Below are 23,406 nucleotides of genomic sequence, written 5' to 3'. Positions count from 1 at the left end.
TCAGGGCCTGCTGACCAAGGAGGCGGTGACGATGCGGTTGTCCTCGTAACCGTCGGTCCCGCCGACGTACTCGCCACCACAGGTGACCAGCACCAGCCGATGCGGCCCGTCCGGTCCGAACAGCTTCTCCGCCTGTTCGGCCAGCTTCGTCTTGTGCACGGTGACGATCTCGCCGATCTGGTAGACCCACTTGCCGCCGTCGGTGTCTACGAGGTCGACCTGCTGGCCGGTCTTGAGCCGCCACAGTTCGTCGAACGGGCCCTTCTTCCCCTTCCAGTTCACATGCCCGGAAAGCACGGAAGCACCCTGGCCGGCGCCCAGTTTCGCGCCCCACCAGGTGGCTTCGTCGAGACCCTCGGGGATGGGGAGGGTCCCGTCCGCGGTCAGTTCCTTGCGGATCAGTTTCGCCGTGCCGCCGCCGGGGAGCCTGACCGTGCCGGGCGCCTGTCCCGTGTCCGCCGGAGCCTGGGGTGTCTGCACCGACGACGTGGTCACCTGGTCCTGGGCGGCCGCGACGACGGAATCACTCTTTCCGGTGAAAACCAGCACCGCGACCACGGCCGCCACCACGAAGATCGCGCCACCGGCGAGGATCAAGCCCAGGCCGGAACGCTTTTTCGGCCGCTCCTCGCTCGCCGTACCGTCGTCGAACTGTCCCACCATCGGGTATTACTCCTTGCTCGCGTCAAGCCGCCGGAGCGGCCGGTGTGGCTAGACACGCGACGCGAGCCGAGAGAGGTTGCACCGACTTCCCGCGTTTCGTCCTCTGAATGCGGTAGTTGCGCACGCATGGACCGCATTCAGAGGACGAAATGCGGGAGTCAGGCGGGCGGCCCGGAAACGAGAGTCGCGACGATGACCCGGTTGTCCCGGTAGCCGTCCGTTCCCCCGAGGTAGTCGCCGCCGCAGGTGACCAGCACCAGCCGGTGCGGCCCGCTCTGCGCGAACAGCTTCGCCGCCCGCACGGGCAGGTCGTTCTTGTGCACGGTGACGACCTCGCGCACGCGATAGACCCAGATGCCGCCCGCCGCGTCGCTGACGGCCACCTCCTGGCCCTCGTGCATCCGCCACAGCTCGTCGAAGGGCCCTTTGACGCCGCCCCAGTTGACGTGCCCGGAGATCAGCGACGTACCCGTTTCGGCGCCGAGCCGCGCACCCCACCACGCCGCGCCGCCGAGGCCGCGCGGGATCGGGAGGACACCGTGGGAGGTGACCTCGGAGCGGACGAGTTTCGCCGATCCGCCTTCGGGCAGGCGGATCGTGCCGGGCCGCTGCCCCCGTTTCGAACTGTCGGCGGGCAGCGCCAAGGGAGCGCCGTCCTCGCCCGGCATGACCGCGGGTTCCGCGAGCGAGACCACCGGTTCGGGCGGGATCCAGGTCAGCACGACGACGCCCGCTGAGATGGCGAGCGCGGTGACCACGGCGGACAGTACCGCCAGCCAGGACCGCACGGGGCCGCTACTTCTCCCGCACCGGCACGGGCTTGCGACGGCGGAGCAGCAGCATGGCCGCGGCGCCGATCACGATGCCGCCGCCCAGCAGCGCGAGCCCGACCACGGTCCGCGTCGAGTCCGCGGTCTGCGGCGGGATACCGCCCGCGGGCACCGTGCCCGGCACCGCGGGCTGCGCGGGCGCGGCGCCGGGTCCCGTACCGCCGGCGGGCTTCGCCACGAAGTTCCTCGGGATACCGCAGCTCACGCCGCCGAGCACGATCGTCGTGCGGGCCTCGCGCAGATCCTTGTCCTCCTCGTCGCGCACGTGCGTGACGACGTCGACCTTCCAGCCCGCCACCGCGGTCACGTCACCGGCGCGCCAGCCGTCCTGCCGGATGAGCTGGTCGAAGGCGGTCACCCGCGACACGGTCAGGTCGGAGGTGGTCTTGTCCTTGCTGGCCGTCTTGTCGATCCCGCCGGTCGACGGCGGGCCGAGCTTGAGTCCCTTGACGTCGATACCCGAAGCGCCGGACGGCTTCAGGTCACCGTTCTGGTCCCGCACCCAGATCTTGCCCACGCTCGTCGACGACGTCGCCTTGCCAGGCGAGGAGCAGTCGACGGAGCTCTTCGCGCCTTCGAGCACCAGCACGGTGTTGTCGATGGGCTTCGCGCCGCCGCGCCCGTTGTCGATGAGGGCGTAGTTGCTCTCCGCGACCGCCGTCGGGACCGTGGTCTGCTGCAGCGCGGCGATCACGTTGTGGTCGCGGCTGGCGATCCCGGCCGGGAAGGGGCTCTGATCGCCGTAACGGCCAAGGTTGATCGCCCATTGGTCACCGAGGGTGGTCCGCTCACCGGCGTCACGCGGGACGACGGTGCGGTCCGGGGAGAGTTTCGACTGGCCGGGGGTCAACGGCGAACGCTGGGTCTCGGTGATCAGTGATCCCGGGTTCCCGATGCGCACCGACGCCACGTTCGCGAACGACACGGGACCGGTCTTCTCGTCGACGGCCTGCGTCGTCTGCGCCGAGGCGAGCCCCGGAACCGACGCCAAAGCGATGGCCGCCGTCGCGGCGGCCAGCTTCGTCACGAAACGAGTCATGTCTCCCCACTGCCTCTCGGGCTCTCAGAGCGCGGTCGTCAGCGAGAAGCGACGAAACGCTCCGCGACAACCTTGCACCGTCGGCGACGACATGCGAAGCGGAATGGCCATTTCTCCGCGAAGTCACCCGAATGGAGCAGTAACGCCGCCGCCGAGTGGTCGCCCGGTCGGCGAACAGACCACCCGGGACGGGAACACTAAGATGGACTGGACTGTTACTGGCAATGACTTCGGAAATCATGAACATGGAGGCGGCGATGGCTACGGTGACCCCGGACTCGGCCGCCCCGGGCCTCTCGGAAGACCCCGGACCGCATTCGTCGGCCCGTCCCCCCGCCGAACCCGCCGTGTCGGCCTCGCCCGCCGTCCTCGCGGACGCCGGCGACCTGCTCCGGGCACTCGCCGCACCCGTGCGCATCGCCATCGTGCTGCAGCTGCGTAACGCGGACCGGTGCGTCCACGAACTGGTGGACACGCTCGATGTCGCGCAGCCGCTGATCAGCCAGCACCTGCGGGTACTGAAGACCGCGGGTGTCGTACAGGGTGAGCGACGCGGCCGTGAGGTGGTGTACCGGCTGGTCGACGATCACCTTGCGCATATCGTGGTGGACGCCGTAGCCCACGTTCAAGAGGGGAAGTGAGCATGAGTCCGACGACGGCCAACAGTTCCGCGCCGGTGCCGGGACGCCGGTCGACGAAACAGCGGGCCGCCGTGGTCGAGCTGCTCAAGGAGATCGACGACTTCCGTTCCGCCCAGGAACTGCACGACGAGCTGCGCAAACGCGGCGACGGGATCGGGCTCACCACGGTGTACCGGACGCTGCAGTCGCTCTCGGAGGCGGGCGAGATCGACGTCCTGCGCACCGATACCGGCGAGGCCATCTACCGGCGCTGCTCGTCTCACCACCACCATCACCTGGTGTGCCGGATCTGCGGCAGCACCGTCGAGGTCGAGGGACCGGCCGTGGAGCGGTGGGCCGAGAAGATCGCCTCGGAGCACGGCTTCTCCGACATCAGCCACACCGTGGAGATCGTCGGGACCTGCTCGAACCACTGACGCCCTCTAGTAGTGCGATGAAGGACGCTTTCATAGCAAATTTTGCTATGAAAGCGTCCTTCATCGCACGCCGCAGGGGGCGCGGTCAGTACTCGTAGGGGTCCTTCGGCGCCGGCACCTGCCGCACCGAGGTGAGCGTCAAGTCCGGCATGTAGCTGTTCTCCCGCACGGCGGTCCCCGGCACGACCGTCCCGGTGACCTCCAGCCAGGTGTCGTCGCCGAATCCCGACGCGCCCTCGCCCACCATCCGCACGGTGATCGGGAAGGCGTCGGCGGCGCAGCAGCCGATCACCATCCTGGCCAGCATCGTGTTGCCCTCGTTGTGCACCACGAACCCGGACAGCCGCACCGTCCGCCCGTTCAGGCTGCCGCTCTTGTCCCAGCCCGCCCGGCTGACGAACTCGTTGACCTCCAACGGGACCACGTCCCCGGCGGGCAGCGGCGGGAAGGCGGCCGCGTTGCTGGCCGAAGCGCTTTGCGGCGCCCTGGCCTCGGTGCGCGTCACCGAATCGGCGCCCAGCGCGGGCGGCGCGACCAGGAACACGGCCAGCACCGGCACCATCAGCAGCCAGGCCGACCGGGTGTTGTGGTCGTGCGCGTGGACGTCCCCGGACACGACGGCGGCGGCCCGCGCGGCCAGCAGGTCACGGACGATCGCGACCGCGCCCAGCGCGACCATCACCGCACCGCCGGCGATGATCCACGGCTGTTGCGCGGGTTTGACGTAGCGCAGGTAGTCGCCGTTGATCGTGATCTTGAGCAGCGCCCCGCCGAGCAGGATCAGGAGGATGTTCTGGGTCTCGCGTTTCACGCGCCACCTCCGAGGATGAGTACGCCGGAGACGACGGCGCAGGACAGCGCGACGACGAACGTCACGGGCGCGAACCGCAGCGCGAACGACTTGCCGAAGGTACCGGTCTGGAGCGCGAACAGCTTCACGTCGATCGCGGGCCCGACCACCAGGAACACCAGCTTCGGCAGCAGCGGCATCGCGGTCAGCGACGCGGCGACGAAGGCGTCGGCCTCACTGCACAGCGCCAGCACGACGGCGAGCACGGCCATCACCAGCACCCCGAGCACGATCTGCTCCCCCAGTACCCCGAACCATTTGGCGGGCACCAGGACGTTCATCGCGGCGGCGATCATCGCGCCGAGCACGAGGAACCCGCCCGCCTCGACCAGGTCCGCCCGCGCGGTCTCGGCGAAGGTCTTCCAGCGCGAACCGTGCTGGACCTCGGGAAGACGCCGCAAAGCGCGCTCCGCCATCCAGTCGAGCTTCCCCCACTTCGCCCACAGCCAGCCCATCACCATCGCCGTGGCGAGCGAACCGGCGAACCGGGCGAACACCATCTCCGGGTTCCCGGGGAACGCCACCGCGGTGGCCACCAGCACCACCGGGTTCACCGCGGGCGCGGCCAGCAGGAACGTCAGCGCGGCCGCGGGCGCGACACCCTGTCCGATCAGCCGCCGCGCGACGGGCACCGACGCGCACTCACAACCCGGCAGCGCGACCCCGGCCAGCCCCGCGACACCGACCGCCGCGCCGGCCCGGCGAGGAAGCACCTTCTCCAGCACCCGCGCGGGCACGAACGCCGCGATCGCGCCGCTGATCAGCACCCCGAGCACCAGGAACGGCAACGCCTGCACGCAGACCGCGACGAACACCGTCGAGCCGGTCCGCAGCGCGGGCACGTCGAACACCTGCTGGAGCCAGCTCTGCCCGAGGATCGCGATCAGCAGGATCGCGCAGAGCACCTCGATCGAGGTGATCTTGAACCGCCGGGCGGGCTTCCGCTCCGGGGCGCTCCTGGAAATGGTTTCCATGCGCGCGATGATGCCAGGTGACCCTGCGTTCCGGCGGTCACTCCCCGGGAGCGGTCCCCAGCAGGTCCGAACGCAGCTGCGACGCCGTCGAGACGACCAGCATGAGCAGCGTTCCGAGCGGCGAGGGATCCATGCCCTCCGCCGGGAACGCGTACCTCAGCGTGATGTCGATGCCCTTCTCCGAGCGCACGACGCCGAGCGTCCCGAACAGGCCCTGTCCGGCGCGTTCCGCCGCAGAGGCCGCGATCGCCGGGTCGTCCGGCAGGTCCCAGGCGACGACGCAGGTCAGGCTCAGCACGGTCAGCCCTTCGGCCAGCCGGGTCGCCTGGATGACGCACGGGACGTCCGCGTGCGAGAAGGTCAGCGCGCCGTCGTCGTCGACGTGGACTTCGAGATAGCGCTCGAGGGCTTCCCGTGCCGACGTCAGCAACGCCGCCGTGTCCGCTGCTTCGGTGGTCATGCGGTCCCTTCGGAAGCCTTGTCGGCTTTGTCGACGGCCCCGCCGAAGCGGCGGTCCCGTTTCGCGAACTCGAGGCAGGCCCGCCACAGGTGGGTGCGGTCGAAGTCCGGGAAGAGCGTGTCCTGGTAGACCATCTCGGCGTAGGCCGACTGCCAGAGCAGGAAGTTCGACGTGCGCTGCTCCCCCGACGGCCGCAGGAACAGGTCCACGTCCGGCATGTCGGGCTGGTACAGGTACTTCCCGATGGTCTTCTCGGTGACCTTGTCCGGGTTCAGCTTCCCGTCGGCGACGTCCTGGGCGATCCGCCGCATGGCGTCACCCAGCTCGGCGCGGCCGCCGTAGTTGACGCACATGGTCATGTTGAGCGCCGTGTTGTGCTTGGTCTTCTCCTCGGCGACCTGCAGTTCCTTGATGACGCTCGCCCACAGCTTGGGGCGGCGGCCCGCCCAGCGGATGCGGACGCCGATCGAACCGAGGTAGTCGACCTGGCGGCGGATGGTGTCGCGGTTGAAGCCCATCAGGAAGCGGACCTCCTCCGGGCTTCGCTTCCAGTTCTCGGTGGAGAACGCGTACACCGACAGCCATTTGACGCCCAGCTCCACGGCACCGCTGGCGACGTCGATCATCACCGCTTCCCCGCGTTTGTGGCCTTCGATCCGCGGCAGTCCCCGCTGGTTGGCCCAGCGGCCGTTGCCGTCCATCACCAGCGCCACATGCTTCGGGAGGAGTTCCCGGGGGATCTCCGGCGGCCGGGCACCGGACGGATGCGGCTCCGGCGCGCGAAGTTCGAATTGTGACGCCTTGTTCTCGCGTCCCCTGCGCAGCACCTTCGAGCCTCCTGATCGAGCGAACCTGTGCCTGCGACCCTACTGCGCCTGCGTGCTGGCCTCCCGCGCACGCCTCTCCACCAGGGGCAGCGACCGCAACTGGCGCTCCAGATGCCACTGCAGATGGGCCGCGACCAGGCCGGACGCGTCCCGCCGCGGCACCGGCTGCGAAGCCTCGGCCACCGGCCACTCGCCGTGCAGGAGCGCCGCGAGCAGGGTCAGCACCTCCGGGGAGGGGTGGACACAGCCGGGGACCCGGCAATCCGGGCACATCGAGCCGCCCGCCGACACGCTGAACGCCTTGTGCGGTCCTGGCAGGCCGCACCGGGCGCATTCGGTGATCGCGGGCGCCCAGCCGGCGTACGCCATCGCCCGCAGGAAGAAGGCATCGAGGATGAGGGAACTGTCCCGCTCCCCGCCCGCGAGCGCGCGAAGGGCTCCGACGACGAGCATGTAGAGCTTGAGCACCGGCTCGCCCTCTTCGGCGGACAACCGGTCCGCCGTCTCGGCGATGGCGCTCGCGGCGGTGTAGCGCTGGTAATCGGCCACCAGGGGCAGCGCGAAGGCGTCGACCGTCTCGACCTGGGTGATCACGTCGAGGGAGCGGCCGGTGTAGAACTGCACGTCGACGTGCCCGAACGGCTCCAGACGGGCCCCGAAGCGCGATGACGTCCGACGCACGCCCTTCGCGACCGCACGGACCTTGCCGTGCCGCCGCGTGAGCAGGGTGACGATCCGGTCGGCCTCACCCAGCTTGTGCGTCCGCAACACCACTCCGGTGTCGCGATAGAGGTTCACCACCCCGACATCGTCCCACCAGGGACCGACATCGGGGTGGTGCGCCCCGGAATCAGCAGTAGCGGCCGTAGCAGCTCGGCACGGACGCGGCCGCGACGATCGAGATGATGATCATCACGATGGCGAAGAGGCAGCCGAGGCCGCCGATGATCGACGCGATCATGCACATGGTCCGTGTCGACCGTGACGCGTCCGCGGCGGCGGCGTAGTTGCCCTGCATCTTGTACGTGTTGACCTCGTTGGACTTCATGATCGCGAAGATCGCGATGATCCAGCAGAGGAAGATGCAGCCGATCGCCCAGCCCTTGTAGTCCTTGATGGCGTTGATGTCGCCACCGCCGCCCGGCATACCGCCCGGAGCGCCGTAAGGGGAAGGCTGGCCGTACGGGGCGGGCTGCCCGTAGGGAGCGGGCATGCCACCGGAGGGCGGCCCATAGCCAGGCTGCTGTCCGTAGGGCTGCTGCTGGCCGTAGGGGTTGGTCATGAAAGTGGTCCTCGTTGTTCTTTCGGCTACGGGTCGGGCTAGATGCTCGCGGCGACCAGGACGATCCAGAGAATGGAGAACAGGCAGCCGACCCCGCCGATGATCGAGGCGATCATGCACATGGTCTTCGTCGACTTCGACGCGTCCATGGCGGCGGCGTAGTTGCCCTGCATCTTGTACGTGTTGACCTCGTTGGACTTCATGATCGCGAAGATCGCGATGATCCAGCAGAGGAAGATGCAGCCGATCGCCCAGCCCTTGTAGTCCGGGATCGAGTTGATGTCGCCGCCACCGGGCATGCCGCCCGGAGCGCCATAGGGCGCGGGCTGACCGTACGGCGCGGGCTGGCCATACGGCGCCGGCTGGCCGTACGGCATCGGGTTCGCGCCGGAAGGCTGGCCGTACGGCGCGGGCGTGGCGCCGGACGGGGGTCCGTATCCGGGCTGAGGCTGCTGACCATAGGGCTGCTGGCCGGGGCCGGGCTGCTGGCCGTACGGGTTCGTCATCGGGTTCCCCACTTGTGTCGTGCTTCCCGACGGGTGGATCCCGCCGGTCGTTCCTTACTGCTGCGGTGTTCCGGGCCCGTTCGGCCCATCCGCTCCGGGCAACTGCTGCCTCAGCTGCTCCGGGGTGATCTTCTGCGTCGGCTCGGCTTCGTCGAACCCGGACGGCGCCTGCTGAGGCTGCTGCCCCGGGCGAAGGACCTGCGTCGGCTCGGACTCGCCCAGGGCCGGTCCAGGCTGGGACTCCGAGGACGGCGCCGCGGTTCCCTGCGGCGCCTGACCGAACGGCTGGGACGGCTGCTGTCCGAACGGCTGGGGCTGCTGGGGCGCGCCGAACGGCTGCTGCGGCTGCTGGCCGAACGGCGAGGGCGGCGCGGGGAACGACGACGAAGCCGGCTGCGGCGGCTCGGGGAATCCCGGCGCCTGGCCGAAGGGCGCCGACGCGGGCGCGGCGGCTTCGCCCGGCACGACGACGGTGCTGAGGATCTTGTCGGCGAACGTCTGCTTCTTCTGGTCCCACAGCGGCCAGAGGTAACCGAGACCGCAGACCCAGCCGTCCAGGTTGTGGCACAGGTCCCGGACGAAGGCCATCAGCGGGCCGATCGGCTGCCCGTCACTCTCGCGGACGAGTTTGATCTTCAGGATCTTCTTGCCGAGTGACTGGCCGGTGGTGCCCATCTTGATCCACCGGTTGTAGACGGTCCAGGCGATCCCGGCGAGGTAGCCGACGACGGAGATGATGCCGCCGATGAGCGAATTCGCGTTCGTGGCGATGATGGCGCCGATGATCGGGAGCACGAAGATCGGCGCGAAGTCGATCAGCGACCCGGCCGCGCGCAGGCCCCAGTGGGCGTAGTCGGTCTGCGGGCCGAACTGGGCGGCCTGACCGAACGGCGAGGGCTGGCCCTGCTGCCCGAACGGCGAAGATTGCCCCGGCTGCTGGCCGAACGGGGACTGCGGCTGCGCGCCGAACGGCTGCGACTGCTGCTGCCCGAACGGCGAAGGCTGCTCGGCGGGCGCTTGCTGCCCGAAGGGCGAAGGCTGACCAGATTGCTGTTGTCCGAACGGCGAAGCCTGCTCACCAGGAGCCTGCTGCCCGAACGGCGAAGGCTGGCCACCTTGCTGCGACTGCTGGGCCTGTTGCCCGAACGGCGAAGGCTGTTCTCCCGACGGCTGCTGTCCGAACGGCTGCTGCGGCTGCGGTGACTGCTGCCCCTCCCCCGGCGGGGGCCCGGATCCGGGCGGCGGCTGCTGTCCCGGCGGCTGCTGGCCGTAGGGAGTGGTCATCGAAATCCCCTCGCTGGTTCCTCGCCCCTGGCGCACGGGGCCTAGTGCGGCGACCCGGGGTGAATGTACGGCATGGGTACACACCGAGCAGACCGGTGCGCGGGAGCGTACTCGGTACCACCGACGATCCGGGCCTCGGCCCGGCACTCACACGTAGAGCGAGGTGAACGGGGCGAAGGGCAGGTTACGGATGACGAACCAGACGACGAACACGACACCGAACGCGAGCGGCGTCCAGCGCCAGTGCAGCCAGCTGTTCACCGCGCGGCCCCGAAGTCTTCCGACCGCCCAGGCGACGGTGCTCCAGACGAGCAGCAGAACGACCACAAAGGACACCGCGTTGTAGTGCAGCGCGGCGGGAATGTCCCCGTGCAGCGCGCTGTAGACCATGCGCATGCCACCGCAGCCGGGACAGACGATGCCCAGCAAGGTCTTGGTGGGACACACCGGAAGCGGTCCGCCAGGGGTGGTGGGATCGCCCAGCCACAGGGCGACGCAGCCGAGGCCCGCACCGGCGGCGATGGCCAGGGGTGGTCCCAGCGCGCGGGCCTTCGCCTTGAACCCGCGCGCCGGGAATCCCGTGTAGACGGACGACGTCACGGCGTGTAGCTCGCCGCCGAAGCACCGATGATGATCATCACCACGATGAAGATGATGTACAGCAGGACGAGAACGCCGGTGGCGATCGCTCCCCACATGGACCACTTCTTCGCGTCGTCGGCGGCCTTCTGGGCTTCGGCGTGGAAGCCCTGCGACCACAACGTCTGCACCTGGCTCGACTTCACGATCGCCACGATACCCAGCGGCAAGCAACACAACACCGTGCAGAGAATGGCCCACACCAGGTTGTTGTCCGGCGGCGGACCGTAGTTCGGCACGCCGCCGTAGTACGGCTGCTGCGGCGGTGGCCCGCCCGGAGGCGGGTAGTTCGGGTACTGGTCGGTCATGAGGTCTCCCCCTCGATCGCCTCGATCAGCGGTAGGTGTTCATGTCGACGGAGGTCGCGAAGACACCGAGCACGACGACGAGGATGACGTACAGGATGGCGAGCACGACACCGACGATCGCCGCGATGATCGACCACTTCTTGGCCGCGTCGGCAGCTTCCTGCGCCGCGGCGGGCTGGCCCTGCGCCCAGAGGGTGTTCACCTGGTTCGCCTTGACGATGGCGACGATACCGAAGGGCAGGCAGCACAGGATCGTGGTGAGGATGGCCCACACCAGGTTGTTGTTGGGCGGCGGGCCGGGGTTGTTGAAGCCTCCACCGCCCTGAGGGTCGCCGGAGTAGTTGGGCAGGCCCTGGTTGTCGGTCATTTACCGCTTTCCCTTCACGAATGAGATGTGGAACTGCGACCCGGGCGCGCCGCCCGATCAGCGATCACCGGAGTCAAGGGTTGAGACTCTAAGGTCACCCGTCCGGTTCCACATCATCAACCGGTCTCCGCGACCGAATCGAGACATTCCGTTCAGTCAGAAGCCCAGCCGTCGCAACTGACGGGGGTCGCGCTGCCACTCTTTGGCGACCTTGATGTGCAGGTCGAGGTAGACCTTCGAGCCAAGGAGCCCCTCGATCTGCTGCCGGGCGCGGGCGCCGACGTCCTTCAGCCGCTCACCCTTGTGCCCGAGGATGATGCCCTTCTGGCTCGGTCGTTCCACATAAAGGAACGCGTGCACGTCGATCATGTCGTCCCTGCCCTCGTGGGGCAGCATTTCCTCGACGGTGACGGCGATCGAATGCGGGAGCTCGTCCCGGACACCCTCCAGCGCCGCCTCGCGGATCAGCTCGGCGACCAGGATCTGCTCGGGTTCGTCGGTGAGTTCGCCGCCCGGGTACAGCTGCGGGCCTTCGGGAAGGTGCCGCACCAGCAGATCCGAGAGCGCGCCGACCTGGAAACCGTCCACAGCGGACACCGGGATCAGCTCGGCGAACTCCATGACCTCCTGCAGGGCGAGCAACTGCTCGGCGACCTGCTCGGGTTTCACGAGGTCCGTTTTGGTGACGACGCCGATCACCGGGGTGCGCTTGGCGATCTTCTTGAGCTCGGCGGCGATGAACCGGTCACCGGGACCGACTTTTTCGTTGGCGGGCACGCAAAGCCCGACAACGTCCACTTCGGACCATGTCGAGTGGACGATGTCGTTGAGCCGCTCGCCGAGCAGGGTTCTCGGCCGGTGCAGCCCCGGCGTGTCGATGATCACCAGCTGGGCGTCGTCGCGGTGGACGATGCCGCGGATGGCGTGGCGGGTGGTCTGCGGTTTGCTGGAGGTGATCGCCACCTTGCTGCCGACGAGCGCGTTGGTCAGCGTCGACTTGCCCGCGTTGGGCCGTCCGACGAAGCAGGCGAATCCGGAACGATGCGGCTCGGCCATCAGCTCAGCACCTTGCCGCTGGGATCCGCGAGATAGACCGGGGCGTCTTCGGCGATGTCCCGCACCGCCTGGAGCGAGGCGCCGTTCAGGAGGGCGTCACCGCTGACGACGACGGCGGCCTCGATTCCTTCGGCTCCGCTCGAAACGGCGGCGGCGACGGCGGCCTGCAGCGCGGTGAGCGTGAACGACGGCTGGTCGACCGTGCTCGCCGCGTAGGTGCGTCCGTCGGTGTCGCGGAGCGCGGCGCCCTCGGCGGCCTGGGTGCGGGCTCGCGCGGACCTGGCCAGGGTCACCAGCTTCTGGTCTTCGGCGTCCAGCTCAGGCATGTTCGACACTCCTGTCACTTTCATCGGGCTGCGGGACCCGGGTCCGGCGCCTGCCCTGGGCGGCGTCGGTCACCGCGTCCGCGTCGGCGGGGTGGACGACCACCGTGGTGATCCGCATCCGACCGCGCCGGTCCTTACCGCCTTCGGCGAACAGCCGAAGTCCGGCGACCTCGGCTTCGGCCCCCGGCAGCGGGACCCTACCCAGTCGCTCGGCGAGCAGCCCGCCCACGGTCTCCACGTCGTGGTCTTCGAGGTCGATCCCGAACAGTTCGCCCAGGTCGTCGATCGAGAGCCGGGACGAGACGCGGACCGCGCCGTTTTCGAGTTCTTCGACCTCGGGACGTTCGTCTGCGTCGGATTCGTCGGTGATCTCGCCGACGATCTCCTCGAGGATGTCCTCGATGGTGAGCAGGCCGGCGGTGCCGCCGTACTCGTCGACGGCGATCGCCATGTGGTTGTGGGAGACCTGCATCTCCTTGAGCAGGTCGTCGAGCCGCTTCGAGTCCGGCACGAAGCTCGCCGGGTTCATCAGCTCCTCGACCTGGCGCTGCGACCCGCCCTCGGCCATGTACGCGGGCATGAGGTCCTTGATGTTGACCACGCCCACCACGTCGTCGACGGAGTCGCCGATCACCGGCAGCCGGGTGAACCCGGTCCGCAGGGCCAGCGCGAGCGCCTGGCGCACGGTCTTGTCGTGCTCGATCCAGACGATCTCCGTCCGCGGCACCATGACCTCGCGCGCGACGGTGTCACCGAGCTCGAACACCGAATGGATCATCTCGCGTTCGGATTCCTCGACGACGCCGCGTTCCTGGGCGAGGTCGACCAGTTCACGCAGTTCGACTTCGGAGGTGAACGGGCCTTCGCGGAAGCCGCGGCCGGGGGTGATGGCGTTACCGAGGACGATCAGCAGCCTGCTGAGCGGGCCGAGGATCGAGCCGAGGACGCGTACCGGTCCCGCGACGACCAGGCCGATCCGGTACGGGTGCTGGCGGCCGAGGGTGCGCGGGCCGACCCCGATGAGCACGTAGCTCACCACGACCATCACGCCGGCGGCGACGACCACGGCGAGCCACAGCGGCCGGACCCAGCCGAGGACGTCGACGGTGACCAGCACGGTGGCGGTCAGCTCGCAGGTCATCCGCAGCAGCAGGATCAGGTTGATGTGACGGCGGCGTTCGGCGATGACCAGCGAAAGCTGACGCGCGCCGGGACGCCCGAGCCGGACGAGACCGTCGGCACGGGCCTTGGAGACCGTGCTGACCGCCGCGTCGGCGGCAGCGAACACCCCGGCGAGCAGGATCAGCGCGATGGCGATGACCAGCAGGGCCGCGGGACTACCCATTTCGGCGCCGCCTAAGCCGGTGGTTCGTCGGCGGGCACGGCGTCGAGGCCGGCGGTTCCGAGGAGCCTGTCGTCCGCGGACCGCTGCGCGTCGCGCTTGTTGAGCGCGGCCACGGCCGCCTGGAACTCGCCGAGGATCCGCTTCTGCAGGCCGAACATCTCACGTTCCTCGGCCGGTTCGGCGTGGTCGTAGCCGAGCAGGTGCAGCACGCCGTGCGTGGTGAGCAGGTGCAGCTCGTCCATCAGCGAGTGACCCGCAGTCTTGGCCTGGTCCTTCGCGAACGCCGGGCACAGCACGATGTCGCCGAGCAGCGCGGGCGAGGCGTCCGGCGCGTCGGGGCGGCGCGACGAGTCGAGCTCGTCCATCGGGAAGGCCATCACGTCGGTGGGACCGGGCAGGTCCATCCACCGCTCGTGCAGGTCCTCCATCACTTCGAGGGTGACGAGCAGGATGGACAGCTCGGCGAGCGGGCTGACCTCCATCTTGTCGAGCGCGAAGCGGGCGGCCGACACGATGGAGGCCTCGTCGACGTTCACGCCCGATTCATTGGCGATCTCGATGCTCATTTCTCATCCCCGATAGTGCGCGCCTTTGTCGATTCGGGCAACGGGCGCTCAATCCTCATCTCCGTTGCCCTTTCCAGCCGTTGCTCTTGTCCTGGCTGTCCTGCAGCGCCTGCCACTTCTCGTACGCGTCGACGATGTCGCCGACGAGCTTGTGCCGCACCACGTCCTGGCTGGTGAGCTGGGCGAAGTGCAGGTCCTCGACACCTTCGAGGATGTCGCGGACCACCCGCAGGCCGCTCTTCTGGCCGGTGGGGAGGTCGACCTGCGTGACGTCGCCGGTGACGACGATCTTGGCGCCGAACCCGAGCCGGGTGAGGAACATCTTCATCTGTTCCGGCGTGGTGTTCTGCGCCTCGTCGAGGATGATGAAGGCGTCGTTGAGGGTGCGGCCGCGCATGTACGCCAGCGGCGCGATCTCGATGGTGCCCGCCTGCATCAGCCGCGGGATCGACTCGGGCTCGACCATGTCGTGCAGCGCGTCGTAGAGCGGGCGCAGGTACGGGTCGATCTTCTCGTTGAGCGTGCCCGGCAGGTAGCCGAGGCGCTCACCGGCTTCGACCGCCGGACGGGTCAGCACGATGCGCGTGACCTGCTTCGCCTGCAGTGCCTGGACGGCCTTCGCCATGGCGAGATACGTCTTGCCGGTACCGGCGGGGCCGATGCCGAAGACGATCGTGTGCTTGTCGATGGCGTCGACGTAGCGCTTCTGGTTGAGCGTCTTGGGCCGGATCGTCTTGCCGCGCCGGGAGATGATGTTCATGCTCAGCACTTCGGCCGGTGACTCGTGGTCACCGGTGGAGAGCATGCCGACGGTGCGGCGGACGGTGGCCGGGTCGACCTGCTGGCCGCGGCCGGCGATGGTCACGAGTTCGGCGAAGACACGCTCCGCGAAGGCGACGTCGGCGGGTGCGCCGGTCAGGGTGACCTCGTTGCCCCGGACGTGGACGTCGGCGGCGAGGAGTTCCTCGGCGACGCGGAGGTTCTCGTCCCTCGAGCCGAGCAGGCTGAGCGCGGCGGCGTCGGGGATGGGGAATCGGGACTGGGCCGCCTCGGTGATCGCGGCCTCGTCGGTCTTCGTCGGGATGACGTCCGCGGGAACGTCGGGTCGGGCGGCTTCACCCGGTACGGTTCCGGCCACGTGGCCTCGGGCCTACTTCCTGCGCTTACGCTGCGATTTTCAACGACAGTGACGAGTTCGATGTTACTGGTTGCGGGTGCCGGCACGCAGTCCGGTTTCCGCGGGGCGCGCGCTTCAGCGCCCGAAATGCCCCAGCTGCTCGCCGCCGAGCACGTGCGCGTGCACGTGGAAGACGGTCTGCCCGGCGTCACCGTCGGTGTTGAACACCACCCGGTAACCGGACTCGGCGATCCCCTCGATCTCCGCCACCTTGCGGGCCGTAAGCGCGACATCCGCCAGCAACTGCGGATCCGCCGCCGCCAGCTCCGCCACGTTCCGGTAGCGCTTCTTCGGCACCACGAGCACATGCACCCGGGCCTGCGGCGCTATGTCCCGGAACGCATACGTCGTCGCGTCCTCGTACACCTTGTCGGACGGGATCTCCCCCGCGATGATCCGCTCGAACAACGTCTCCGCGTCACTCATTCCCCCACCCTATCCCCACGCCGAGTACGTGCGCGGATGGCCGACACACGTGCGGAAATGGACGCCACGCGTGATCAGACGGACGACTCACAACCGAGGCGCCTCTACCTCACCAGGCGAGGGCCGCCAGGCCCTATGCCGGTACCGAAGACCTACGCACGCTCGGTCCCCTACGCACGCTTCGCTTTGCCGCTCCGCCCGCCAACCCCCGCCGACCGCACCGTGGGGGTCCGGGGGGCTCGGCCCCCCGGGTCGACACGCGGAACCGCGCCGCGGCAGCGAATTTCGGGGCGGAGCCTGCGAAGCCCCCGAAATGAAGATGCCGCGGCGCGGTGGAGCCTGGGGGTCGCTCCACCGCCGCCGCGGCTCCGCCGGACCGAGGGGGGAGGTGCCCGGCGGGGATTCACGCGCGCGACTGGGCTTCATCCCCAGTGGCGCGCCGAAACCGTGTGTTGCGCGTCAGTTGACGAGAGTAACGGCTGTTTGCGTGATCGCGCCATAACTCGCCGCAAATTAGTGGGGTGTTTTTTCACTTCCAGCGCTCCGTGAGAACCCCCAGCGCCCCGAGTGCCACGGCGGCGGCGGTGGAGGTGCGCAAAACGGTGGGGCCCAACCGAATGGCGGTCGCGCCGGCGTCGGTGAGGGTACTCAGTTCTTCGTCGGTGATGCCGCCTTCGGGGCCGACGACGAGGAGGATGTCGCCTTGTGCCGGGAGTTCGATCTCGGTGAGGCGGGTGGTGATGCCGGATTCGAGGACCAGCGCGCGGGAAACGGTCTGGGCGAGTTCGGCGAGTTCGCGGGTGGTGACGGGTTCGGCGACTTCGGGGACGTGGGCGCGGCGGGCTTGTTTGGCGGCGGCCCGGGCGGTGGTGCGCCAGCGGCTGAGGGCTTTGTCGCCGCGGGTTCCTTCTTCCCAGCGGGCGACGCTGCGCGCGGCGCGCCAGGGGACGATGGCGTCGGCGCCGGCTTCGGTGGCGAGTTCGACGGCGAGTTCGCCGCGGTCGCCCTTCGCGAGCGCCTGGGCGACGATGACGCGCAGGGCGGGCGGTTCCTCGATCCAGTGTTCTTCGATGGCGAGGGTGAGCGCCGCGTCGCGGCCCGCCTGGACGGCTTCGACGACGCAGCGTGCCATGCCGCCTTCGCCGTCTGAGAGCACGAGACGTTCACCGACGCGCAGGCGGCGGACGGTGGCGGCGTGCCGGGCTTCCTCACCGTCGAGCGTGGTGCGCCCGGAGCCGGGCAGCGCGGCGGTGAGGAAGACCGGGAGTGTCGTCTCCGGCACGGGTTACCGGTGGTTCTTGGTGCGCAGCTTGGAGAACAGCCCGCCGGGCTTGGAGCCGTTCGAAGCGAGCGAAGGGACGTCTTCGCCGCGTTGCTGGGCGAGTTCGACGAGGAGGTCGCGCTGGGCGTCGTCGAGTTTGGTCGGCACCACGACGTCGATGTGGACGTGCAGGTCACCGCGGCCGTCGACGCGGCCGGAGGACCGCAGCCGCGGCATGCCCTTGGCGGTGAGCACGAGTTCGGTGGCGGGCTGGGTGCCCGGCTCGATGTCGAGTTCGTAGTCGCCGTCGATGAGCGTCTCGATGGGCACCGTGGCGCCGAGGGCGGCGGTGGTCATCGGGATGCGGAAGTTGCAGTGCAGGTCGTTGCCCTGCCGGACGAACACCTCGTGGGGGGCCTCGTCGATCTCGACGTACAGGTCGCCGGCGGGGCCGCCACCGGGGCCGACCTCGCCCTGGCCGGAGAGGCGGATGCGCATGCCGTCGCCGACGCCCGGCGGGATCTTGGCGGTGACGTTGCGGCGGGCGCGGACCCTGCCGTCGCCGCCGCACTGGCGGCAAGGGTCGGGGATGACCTCGCCGAAGCCCCGGCAAACCGGGCACGGACGGGCCGTGACGACCTGGCCGAGGAAGGACCGCTGCACGGACTGGACCTCGCCCGCGCCGCCGCAGGTGTCGCACGTCTTGGTGCCGGTGCCTTCGGCGGCGCCGGCGCCGCGGCACAGGTCGCAGACGATGGCGGTGTCGACGGTGATCTCGCGGTCGACGCCGGTGGCGCATTCCTCGAGGGTGAGGCCGAGGCGGATGAGCGCGTCGGAACCGGGCTGCACGCGGCTGCGCGGGCCACGGCCGCGGCCGCCGCCACCTCCGGCGGCGCCGAAGAAGGCGTCCATGATGTCGCCGAGGCCGCCGAACCCCGAGAACGGGTCTCCGCCGCCGCGGGCGCCGCCGTCCATCGGGTCGCCGCCGAGGTCGACGACCTTGCGCTTCTGCGGATCGGACAGCACCTCGTACGCGGTGGTCACCTCGCCGAAGCGGTGCTGAGCGTCTTCCGACGGGTTGACGTCGGGGTGCAGTTCACGGGCCAGTTTGCGGTACGCGCGCTTGATCTCCTGATCCGTCGCGTTCTTCGCAACCCCGAGAATGCCGTAATAGTCCCTCGCCACCGTCTTCGCCTTCTCCTTCTGACTTAGACCTCAACGCCGCGTTCAGCGGCCGGAGAGGATCTGCCCCACGTAGTTCGCCACCGCGCGCACCGCGGCGATGGTGTTCGGGTAGTCCATCCTGGTCGGCCCGACGACGCCCAGCCCGCCGAGCAGCATGTCGTCCATCCCGTAGCCGATGGACACCACCGAGGTGCTGCGCATCTGCTCGTCCTCATTTTCCTCACCGATGCGCACGCTGATCGCACCGGGGTTGCGGGCGGCCGCCAGCAGCTTGAGCACGATGACCTGCTCCTCGAGCGCCTCCAGCACCTGCCGCAGCGATCCGGGGAAGTCCGAAACGTTGCGGGTGAGGTTGGCCGTGCCGCCGAGCACCAGCCGCTCTTCGGGGTGTTCGACCAGCGATTCCACCAGCACGGTACAGACGCGGGTGAGGCTGTCGCGCAGTTCACCCGGCGACTTCTCCGGCAGTTCGGCGACCGCCGCCGCGGCCTCGGAGAGACGGCGGCCCGCCAGCGCCCCGTTGAGCACCGTGCGCAGCCTGGCGACGTTCTCGTCGGTGATGACGTCCCCGAGGTCGACGGTGCGCTGGTCGACGCGGCCGGAATCGGTGATCAGCACCAGCATCAGCCGCGCGGGGGTGAGCGGCACCACTTCGAGGTGGCGGACGGCGGAGTTGGTCATCATCGGGTACTGGATGACCGCGACCTGCCTGGTCAGCTGCGCGAGCAGCCGGACGGAGCGGCGCAGGACGTCGTCGACGTCGGTGCCGCTGTCGAGGAAGGCCGTGATGGCCCGGCGTTCGGCCGCGCTGAGCGGTTTGACCTCGGCGATCCGGTCGACGAACAGGCGGTATCCCTTGTCGGTGGGGATCCGGCCGGCACTGGTGTGGGGCTGTGTGATGTAGCCCTCTTCCTCCAGCGCCGCCATGTCGTTGCGCACCGTGGCGCTGGACACCCCGAGGTTGTGTCTGTCGACGATCGCCTTGGACCCGACGGGCTCCTGGTTGGAGACGTAATCGGCGACGATCGCGCGCAGCACTTCGAATCGGCGTTCTTCCGCGTTGGCCACCCGCACCTCCCTCGGCTCGTCCTCACAACGAGTTTACGGAAGGCGAAGTGCCCGGGGAGCCACCGGACTTCTTTGGGGCCGTCAACCGCGTCCGCGAAGGGAGCGCCGCCGCGGCTCCACGGGCCTTCGGATCACCTTCACGGACCCCCACCAGGCGAAACCCGTGACGCGGAGCACCGGCGCGCCCGTCGTCGGCCGCCGCCGCCCCGTCCCGCGGCCGGTGCCGAATCCGCCCATCAGGCCGATGCCCCGGACGTCGAGGGCGAAGTCCTCGGGAACGACGATCTTGACGCCGCCCATGACCGCCACCGCCCTGATCGTGCAAGGTCCGCCGTCGATCCGGGCCCGCCGCAGATCGAGGCGCACGCTGCCCCAGAACGCGCGGCTGACATGGTTCGGCGGCAGTGGCCCGGCGAACCGCCGCGTGGTGGCGGACATGACGGCGAACGAGCGCCGTCCGCCTTGCTCCCCGTCGCCTGCGTGGGACAGGGCGAGCGTGCCGCCGGGGGACAGATCCGCGACGACGGGTTCGAATTCCGCGAAGGTCTTGGCCGCGTAGACGGCGTCCAGCCTCGTTTCCAGTTCACCGGCGGTGATCCGTCCCGCGCCCATGGCTTCGCACAGCAGTCGCGCGACGTTTTCGCGATCGGAATCGGCCACCCGCATCGCCGACCGCTTCGATTCTGACATGACGGCGATGCTAACCGGAATCGGCGATCGCTCCGGCCATTCCCCGGCGACCGGACGGAAAGCCATGACCACCATGAGTGAATTCGGTTTCTCCACACTGACCGTAATGACAAATCCATTTTCCGGCTAACAATCGCGGAGGCGGACAGCCGTACCGCCGCGACAATCCGACGACCGGCGATTGACCGCGCGGGCACGGAAGGGCTTCCATCTAGGCATTCTTCCACCGGCCGCACTTTCCGACTCAGCGTGGAGCGCAGTAATGACTTCTCCCTTTCGCCATACCCTCATCGCCATCTTGACCGCGACCTTGGTCGCCGCGGGCACGGCGGTCGCGAGCGCGGACACGAATTCGGTGTACACCTCCTCTTCACCACTTCCCGCCGGCGAGAACGGTGACGTGGTCAAGTCGCAGCCTTCGGCCTACAACGGCGCGAAGGCGACCCGGATCCAATATCTGTCGCGGGACAACAAGAACAAGCAGGTCGCGGTGAGCGGCACCGTTCTGGTGCCGGACAAGCCGTGGAACGGTCCCGGCGAACAGCCGATCGTGGCCTACGCGCCCTTCACCTTCGGCATGGGGCCGGACTGCGCTCCCTCGAAAACCCTCGCGGGCGAGGGGGCCTCGGACCTGATCTCCGGATTCCAAGGCGGTTTCGTCAACGCGTTGCTGGGCGCCGGGTTCGCCGTGGCACAGACCGACTACATCGGACCGTGGGTGGAGGGCGGCGGCGACCACCCGTACGTCGTCCGGTTGTCCGAGGCGCACACCGTGCTCGACGTCATCCGCGCCGCGCAGCGGCTGCCGGGAACGGGCCTGCCCGCCAAGGGCCCGGTGGGCATCGCCGGCTACTCCGAGGGCGGCAGTGCCGCCGCGGCCGCCGCCGAACTGGCCGCCACCTACGCGCCCGAACTGGACATCAAAGGCGTCTACTCCGGCGCGCCGCCCGCGGACAAGGCCGTGCTGTCGAAGTCGCTCGACGGCGGGATGTACGCCGGGTTCCTCGGTTACGCCCTGATCGGTCTCAACCAGGCCTACCCCGAGGCCAGGTTGATGGACCTGGCCAACCAGGCCGGTGCCGAGCTGTTCCTGCGGGCCCGGCAGACCTGCACCATGAACGCGGTCCTCCAGTTCATGTACAAGCAGTCCAGCTCGCTGACCAAGGACGGCAAGCCGGTGTCCGCCTACCTGACCCAGCCGCCGTTCGACGCGATCGTGGCGGAGAACCGGATCGGCACGATCAAGCCCGCCATGCCGGTCATGGTCGAACACAGCCCGCTGGACGACGTCATCCCGGCCGCCGTCGGCAAGCAGATGGCGAAGGACTGGTGCGGCAAGGGCGCCAACGTCCAGTGGAAGGACTTGACGACCTTCACGCCGTTCTTGTCCCACGCGCTGGGTATGACGACCGCGTCCGGCGACGCCACCGAGTGGCTGAAGGGCGCGTTCACCGGGCAAGCCGGCAACGGCAACTGCGGCCGATTCTGACGCGCGGCGCGCCCCATCCGAGCGGCCTCGCGAGTGGCCCCGGTCCGTCCTCGTGAGTGGCTGGGACGGTTAGAACCGTCCCAGCCACTCACGAGACCCGAGCGTCAGCTGTTGCGGGGGAAGCCGAGGTTCACGCCGCCCTGCGAGGGGTCCGGCCACCGCGACGTGACGACCTTCGTCCGCGTGAAGAAGTGGAACCCCTCCGGCCCGTACGCGTGGCTGTCCCCGAACAGCGAGTCCTTCCACCCGCCGAACGAGTAGTAGCCGACCGGCACCGGGATCGGCACGTTCACGCCGACCATCCCGACCTCGACCTCGTTCTGGAACCGCCGCGCCGCGCGCCCGTCGTTGGTGAAGATCGCGGTGCCGTTGCCGTAGGGGTTGCCGTTGATCAGCTCCAGCGCGGCGTCGTACCCCTCGGCCCGCGCGACCGCCAGCACCGGCCCGAAGATCTCGTCGGTGTAGATCGACATCTCCGGCGTGACGTGGTCGAACAGCGTCGGGCCGAGCCAGAACCCGCCGTCCTCGCCGTCGACCTCGACGCCGCGGCCGTCGACGACGAGCCGGGCGCCCGCGTCGACCCCCGCCCCGACATAGGACTCGACGCGTTCGTGGTGGGCGGCGGTGACGAGCGGCCCCATCTCCGAGGTGGGCCGCATGCCGTCGCCGACGCGGAGCCGCTTGATCCGCTCGGCGATCTTCGCGACCAGTTCGTCGCCGACCGGGTCGACCGCGACCACGACCGACACCGCCATGCACCGCTCCCCCGCCGAGCCGAAGCCCGCCGAGACGGCCGCGTCGGCGGCGAGGTCGAGGTCCGCGTCCGGGAGCACGACCATGTGGTTCTTCGCGCCGCCGAGCGCCTGCACGCGTTTCCCGTGCCTGGTCCCGGTTTCGTAGACGTACTTCGCGATCGGCGTCGACCCGACGAACGAGATCGCCTTGACGTCGCGGTGTTCCAGCAACCCGTCGACGGCCACCTTGTCGCCGTGCAGGACGTTGAGGACGCCGTCGGGCAGGCCCGCCTCGGCGAACAGTTCCGCGATGAAAACGGCCGCGGACGGGTCCTTCTCGCTCGGCTTGAGCACGACGGTGTTGCCGCAGGCGAGTGCGTTCGGCACGAACCACAGCGGGACCATCGCCGGGAAGTTGAACGGCGAGATCACGCCGACCACGCCCAGCGGCTGCGAGATCGAGTAGACGTCGACACCGGTGGAGGCGTTCTCGCTGAATCCGCCCTTGAGCAGCTGCGCGGCACCGCAGGCGTACTCGACGTTCTCGATCGCGCGCGCGACTTCGCCCGCCGCGTCGGATTCGACCTTGCCGTGCTCGCTCGTGACGATCTTCGCCAGCTCGTGGCGCCGCGCCGAAAGCAGCTCACGGAAGGCGAACAGCACTCGCGTCCGCCCGGCCAGCGACGTCCCGCGCCAGCCCGGCAGCGCCCGGGAGGCGGCGGCGACGGCGGCGTCGACGTCGTCCCGCGCGGCGAAGGCGACCTTCGCCCGCACCTGGCCGGTGGCCGGATCGAACACGTCCCCGGATCGTTCGCCCACGCCTTCGCACGGTTTGCCGTCTATCCAGTGGGTGATGCGGTCGGTCACGGGTTCCGCCCTCCTGATCGCCGGGTGCCTGCTCCCGGTCGAGTCTGGGCGCGCGCGCCACACCGACGCCATCGGCAACGTGTACGGACTCCCGGTCCCGGCCGTACAGTCTGTCTCCAGCGTTGCCGAA

Annotated in this window: 28 protein-coding genes; 3 read left to right on the top strand and 25 right to left on the bottom strand. The window is 69.3% G+C overall.

Features of this window, described 5'->3' with window-relative positions:
- From AC0685_RS24995 to AC0685_RS24985, 3 genes are all read right to left on the bottom strand, one after another.
- Nucleotides 1-663, bottom strand: a complete 663-nt coding sequence (locus tag AC0685_RS24995; RefSeq protein ID WP_478227728.1) for a class F sortase — start codon at nt 661-663, stop codon at nt 1-3.
- Between the two features lie 158 nt (nt 664-821).
- Nucleotides 822-1,451, bottom strand: a complete 630-nt coding sequence (locus AC0685_RS24990) for a class F sortase (RefSeq protein WP_478227727.1) — start codon at nt 1,449-1,451, stop codon at nt 822-824.
- 7 nt (nt 1,452-1,458) lie between these two features.
- Complete coding sequence (locus AC0685_RS24985) at nt 1,459-2,532, bottom strand: hypothetical protein (RefSeq protein ID WP_478227726.1); 1,074 nt, start codon at nt 2,530-2,532, stop codon at nt 1,459-1,461.
- Nucleotides 2,533-2,789: 257 nt separating this feature from the next.
- On the opposite strand from AC0685_RS24985, the gene AC0685_RS24980 reads away from it, so the two are divergent.
- On the top strand, nt 2,790-3,173 hold the full coding sequence (locus tag AC0685_RS24980) for an ArsR/SmtB family transcription factor (protein WP_340685420.1): 384 nt from the start codon (nt 2,790-2,792) through the stop codon (nt 3,171-3,173).
- Between the two features lie 2 nt (nt 3,174-3,175).
- Nucleotides 3,176-3,589, top strand: a complete 414-nt coding sequence (locus AC0685_RS24975; protein WP_034316411.1) for a Fur family transcriptional regulator — start codon at nt 3,176-3,178, stop codon at nt 3,587-3,589.
- An 85-nt stretch (nt 3,590-3,674) separates the two neighbouring features.
- Here AC0685_RS24975 and AC0685_RS24970 read toward each other — a convergent pair whose 3' ends face one another.
- The 21 genes from AC0685_RS24970 to AC0685_RS24870 all read right to left on the bottom strand — a co-directional run bounded on the left by AC0685_RS24970 (nt 3,675) and on the right by AC0685_RS24870 (nt 20,186).
- Nucleotides 3,675-4,400, bottom strand: a complete 726-nt coding sequence (locus AC0685_RS24970; RefSeq protein WP_340685421.1) for a TIGR03943 family putative permease subunit — start codon at nt 4,398-4,400, stop codon at nt 3,675-3,677.
- Complete coding sequence (locus AC0685_RS24965) at nt 4,397-5,413, bottom strand: permease (protein ID WP_478227725.1); 1,017 nt, start codon at nt 5,411-5,413, stop codon at nt 4,397-4,399. Before AC0685_RS24965 ends, AC0685_RS24970 begins: the two co-directional genes overlap by 4 nt.
- A gap of 37 nt (nt 5,414-5,450) precedes the next feature.
- Nucleotides 5,451-5,873 (bottom strand): hypothetical protein, encoded by a 423-nt coding sequence (locus AC0685_RS24960; protein WP_005158775.1) that lies wholly within the window; start codon nt 5,871-5,873, stop codon nt 5,451-5,453.
- A complete protein-coding gene (locus tag AC0685_RS24955) occupies nt 5,870-6,700 on the bottom strand; it encodes an isoprenyl transferase (RefSeq protein WP_340685422.1) in 831 nt (276 codons plus the stop codon). Before AC0685_RS24955 ends, AC0685_RS24960 begins: the two co-directional genes overlap by 4 nt.
- A gap of 39 nt (nt 6,701-6,739) precedes the next feature.
- Nucleotides 6,740-7,501: a DNA repair protein RecO gene (recO, locus tag AC0685_RS24950; RefSeq protein WP_478227724.1), complete on the bottom strand. Its 762-nt coding sequence runs from the start codon at nt 7,499-7,501 to the stop codon at nt 6,740-6,742.
- Between the two features lie 49 nt (nt 7,502-7,550).
- Nucleotides 7,551-7,982 (bottom strand): CD225/dispanin family protein, encoded by a 432-nt coding sequence (locus AC0685_RS24945; RefSeq protein ID WP_038517052.1) that lies wholly within the window; start codon nt 7,980-7,982, stop codon nt 7,551-7,553.
- A gap of 38 nt (nt 7,983-8,020) precedes the next feature.
- Nucleotides 8,021-8,488: a CD225/dispanin family protein gene (locus AC0685_RS24940; RefSeq protein ID WP_091599740.1), complete on the bottom strand. Its 468-nt coding sequence runs from the start codon at nt 8,486-8,488 to the stop codon at nt 8,021-8,023.
- 54 nt (nt 8,489-8,542) lie between these two features.
- A complete protein-coding gene (locus AC0685_RS24935) occupies nt 8,543-9,772 on the bottom strand; it encodes an RDD family protein (RefSeq protein ID WP_478227723.1) in 1,230 nt (409 codons plus the stop codon).
- A 147-nt stretch (nt 9,773-9,919) separates the two neighbouring features.
- On the bottom strand, nt 9,920-10,372 hold the full coding sequence (locus tag AC0685_RS24930; protein WP_478227722.1) for a DUF2752 domain-containing protein: 453 nt from the start codon (nt 10,370-10,372) through the stop codon (nt 9,920-9,922).
- Nucleotides 10,369-10,719 carry a CD225/dispanin family protein gene (locus AC0685_RS24925; RefSeq protein ID WP_478227721.1) on the bottom strand — a complete coding sequence of 117 codons (351 nt, stop codon included), beginning with the start codon at nt 10,717-10,719 and terminating at the stop codon, nt 10,369-10,371. Before AC0685_RS24925 ends, AC0685_RS24930 begins: the two co-directional genes overlap by 4 nt.
- Nucleotides 10,720-10,744: 25 nt before the next feature.
- Complete coding sequence (locus AC0685_RS24920; protein WP_478227720.1) at nt 10,745-11,086, bottom strand: CD225/dispanin family protein; 342 nt, start codon at nt 11,084-11,086, stop codon at nt 10,745-10,747.
- A gap of 156 nt (nt 11,087-11,242) precedes the next feature.
- Nucleotides 11,243-12,142: a GTPase Era gene (era, locus tag AC0685_RS24915; RefSeq protein ID WP_478227719.1), complete on the bottom strand. Its 900-nt coding sequence runs from the start codon at nt 12,140-12,142 to the stop codon at nt 11,243-11,245.
- Nucleotides 12,142-12,468, bottom strand: coding sequence for a cytidine deaminase (locus AC0685_RS24910; RefSeq protein WP_478227718.1), 327 nt, complete (start codon nt 12,466-12,468; stop codon nt 12,142-12,144). The genes era and AC0685_RS24910 overlap by 1 nt, the downstream gene beginning before the upstream one ends.
- A complete protein-coding gene (locus AC0685_RS24905; RefSeq protein ID WP_478227717.1) occupies nt 12,461-13,813 on the bottom strand; it encodes a hemolysin family protein in 1,353 nt (450 codons plus the stop codon). Before AC0685_RS24905 ends, AC0685_RS24910 begins: the two co-directional genes overlap by 8 nt.
- Nucleotides 13,814-13,824: 11 nt before the next feature.
- Nucleotides 13,825-14,379: an rRNA maturation RNase YbeY gene (gene ybeY, locus AC0685_RS24900; RefSeq protein ID WP_340685430.1), complete on the bottom strand. Its 555-nt coding sequence runs from the start codon at nt 14,377-14,379 to the stop codon at nt 13,825-13,827.
- 55 nt (nt 14,380-14,434) lie between these two features.
- Nucleotides 14,435-15,517, bottom strand: a complete 1,083-nt coding sequence (locus AC0685_RS24895) for a PhoH family protein (RefSeq protein WP_478227716.1) — start codon at nt 15,515-15,517, stop codon at nt 14,435-14,437.
- A 114-nt stretch (nt 15,518-15,631) separates the two neighbouring features.
- Nucleotides 15,632-15,982 (bottom strand): histidine triad nucleotide-binding protein, encoded by a 351-nt coding sequence (locus AC0685_RS24890; protein WP_340685432.1) that lies wholly within the window; start codon nt 15,980-15,982, stop codon nt 15,632-15,634.
- A 529-nt stretch (nt 15,983-16,511) separates the two neighbouring features.
- Complete coding sequence (locus AC0685_RS24885) at nt 16,512-17,264, bottom strand: 16S rRNA (uracil(1498)-N(3))-methyltransferase (protein ID WP_340685433.1); 753 nt, start codon at nt 17,262-17,264, stop codon at nt 16,512-16,514.
- A 3-nt stretch (nt 17,265-17,267) separates the two neighbouring features.
- Nucleotides 17,268-18,428: a molecular chaperone DnaJ gene (gene dnaJ / locus AC0685_RS24880; protein WP_340685434.1), complete on the bottom strand. Its 1,161-nt coding sequence runs from the start codon at nt 18,426-18,428 to the stop codon at nt 17,268-17,270.
- 42 nt (nt 18,429-18,470) lie between these two features.
- Complete coding sequence (gene hrcA / locus AC0685_RS24875; protein ID WP_478227715.1) at nt 18,471-19,496, bottom strand: heat-inducible transcriptional repressor HrcA; 1,026 nt, start codon at nt 19,494-19,496, stop codon at nt 18,471-18,473.
- Between the two features lie 81 nt (nt 19,497-19,577).
- Entirely contained in the window at nt 19,578-20,186 is a 609-nt protein-coding gene (locus AC0685_RS24870; protein ID WP_478227714.1) for a DUF1707 SHOCT-like domain-containing protein, read from the bottom strand.
- A gap of 298 nt (nt 20,187-20,484) precedes the next feature.
- On the opposite strand from AC0685_RS24870, the gene AC0685_RS24865 reads away from it, so the two are divergent.
- Nucleotides 20,485-21,675 carry a lipase family protein gene (locus AC0685_RS24865; RefSeq protein WP_478227713.1) on the top strand — a complete coding sequence of 397 codons (1,191 nt, stop codon included), beginning with the start codon at nt 20,485-20,487 and terminating at the stop codon, nt 21,673-21,675.
- Nucleotides 21,676-21,779: 104 nt separating this feature from the next.
- Here the strand turns inward: AC0685_RS24865 and AC0685_RS24860 are convergent, their stop codons facing one another.
- Complete coding sequence (locus tag AC0685_RS24860; RefSeq protein WP_478227712.1) at nt 21,780-23,276, bottom strand: CoA-acylating methylmalonate-semialdehyde dehydrogenase; 1,497 nt, start codon at nt 23,274-23,276, stop codon at nt 21,780-21,782.
- Nucleotides 23,277-23,406 lie beyond the last annotated feature (130 nt).

Source organism: Amycolatopsis sp. NPDC043889 (assembly GCF_056435645.1).
Note: the sequence above shows the minus strand (reverse complement) of the source record. Positions and strands in the feature narration are given on the sequence as shown.

Bases quoted from the DNA above. Each gene is read 5' to 3' on its own strand.
- AC0685_RS24995 (WP_478227728.1), bottom strand. From the start codon at position 663: ATGGTGGGACAGTTCGACGACGGTACGGCGAGCGAGGAGCGGCCGAAA.
- AC0685_RS24985 (WP_478227726.1), bottom strand. From the start codon at position 2,532: ATGACTCGTTTCGTGACGAAGCTGGCCGCCGCGACGGCGGCCATCGCT.
- AC0685_RS24980 (WP_340685420.1), top strand. From the start codon at position 2,790: ATGGCTACGGTGACCCCGGACTCGGCCGCCCCGGGCCTCTCGGAAGAC.
- AC0685_RS24975 (WP_034316411.1), top strand. From the start codon at position 3,176: ATGAGTCCGACGACGGCCAACAGTTCCGCGCCGGTGCCGGGACGCCGG.
- AC0685_RS24965 (WP_478227725.1), bottom strand. From the start codon at position 5,413: ATGGAAACCATTTCCAGGAGCGCCCCGGAGCGGAAGCCCGCCCGGCGG.
- AC0685_RS24960 (WP_005158775.1), bottom strand. From the start codon at position 5,873: ATGACCACCGAAGCAGCGGACACGGCGGCGTTGCTGACGTCGGCACGG.
- AC0685_RS24945 (WP_038517052.1), bottom strand. From the start codon at position 7,982: ATGACCAACCCCTACGGCCAGCAGCAGCCCTACGGACAGCAGCCTGGC.
- AC0685_RS24940 (WP_091599740.1), bottom strand. From the start codon at position 8,488: ATGACGAACCCGTACGGCCAGCAGCCCGGCCCCGGCCAGCAGCCCTAT.
- AC0685_RS24935 (WP_478227723.1), bottom strand. From the start codon at position 9,772: ATGACCACTCCCTACGGCCAGCAGCCGCCGGGACAGCAGCCGCCGCCC.
- AC0685_RS24925 (WP_478227721.1), bottom strand. From the start codon at position 10,719: ATGACCGACCAGTACCCGAACTACCCGCCTCCGGGCGGGCCACCGCCG.
- AC0685_RS24920 (WP_478227720.1), bottom strand. From the start codon at position 11,086: ATGACCGACAACCAGGGCCTGCCCAACTACTCCGGCGACCCTCAGGGC.
- era (WP_478227719.1), bottom strand. From the start codon at position 12,142: ATGGCCGAGCCGCATCGTTCCGGATTCGCCTGCTTCGTCGGACGGCCC.
- AC0685_RS24910 (WP_478227718.1), bottom strand. From the start codon at position 12,468: ATGCCTGAGCTGGACGCCGAAGACCAGAAGCTGGTGACCCTGGCCAGG.
- AC0685_RS24905 (WP_478227717.1), bottom strand. From the start codon at position 13,813: ATGGGTAGTCCCGCGGCCCTGCTGGTCATCGCCATCGCGCTGATCCTG.
- ybeY (WP_340685430.1), bottom strand. From the start codon at position 14,379: ATGAGCATCGAGATCGCCAATGAATCGGGCGTGAACGTCGACGAGGCC.
- AC0685_RS24890 (WP_340685432.1), bottom strand. From the start codon at position 15,982: ATGAGTGACGCGGAGACGTTGTTCGAGCGGATCATCGCGGGGGAGATC.
- AC0685_RS24870 (WP_478227714.1), bottom strand. From the start codon at position 20,186: ATGTCAGAATCGAAGCGGTCGGCGATGCGGGTGGCCGATTCCGATCGC.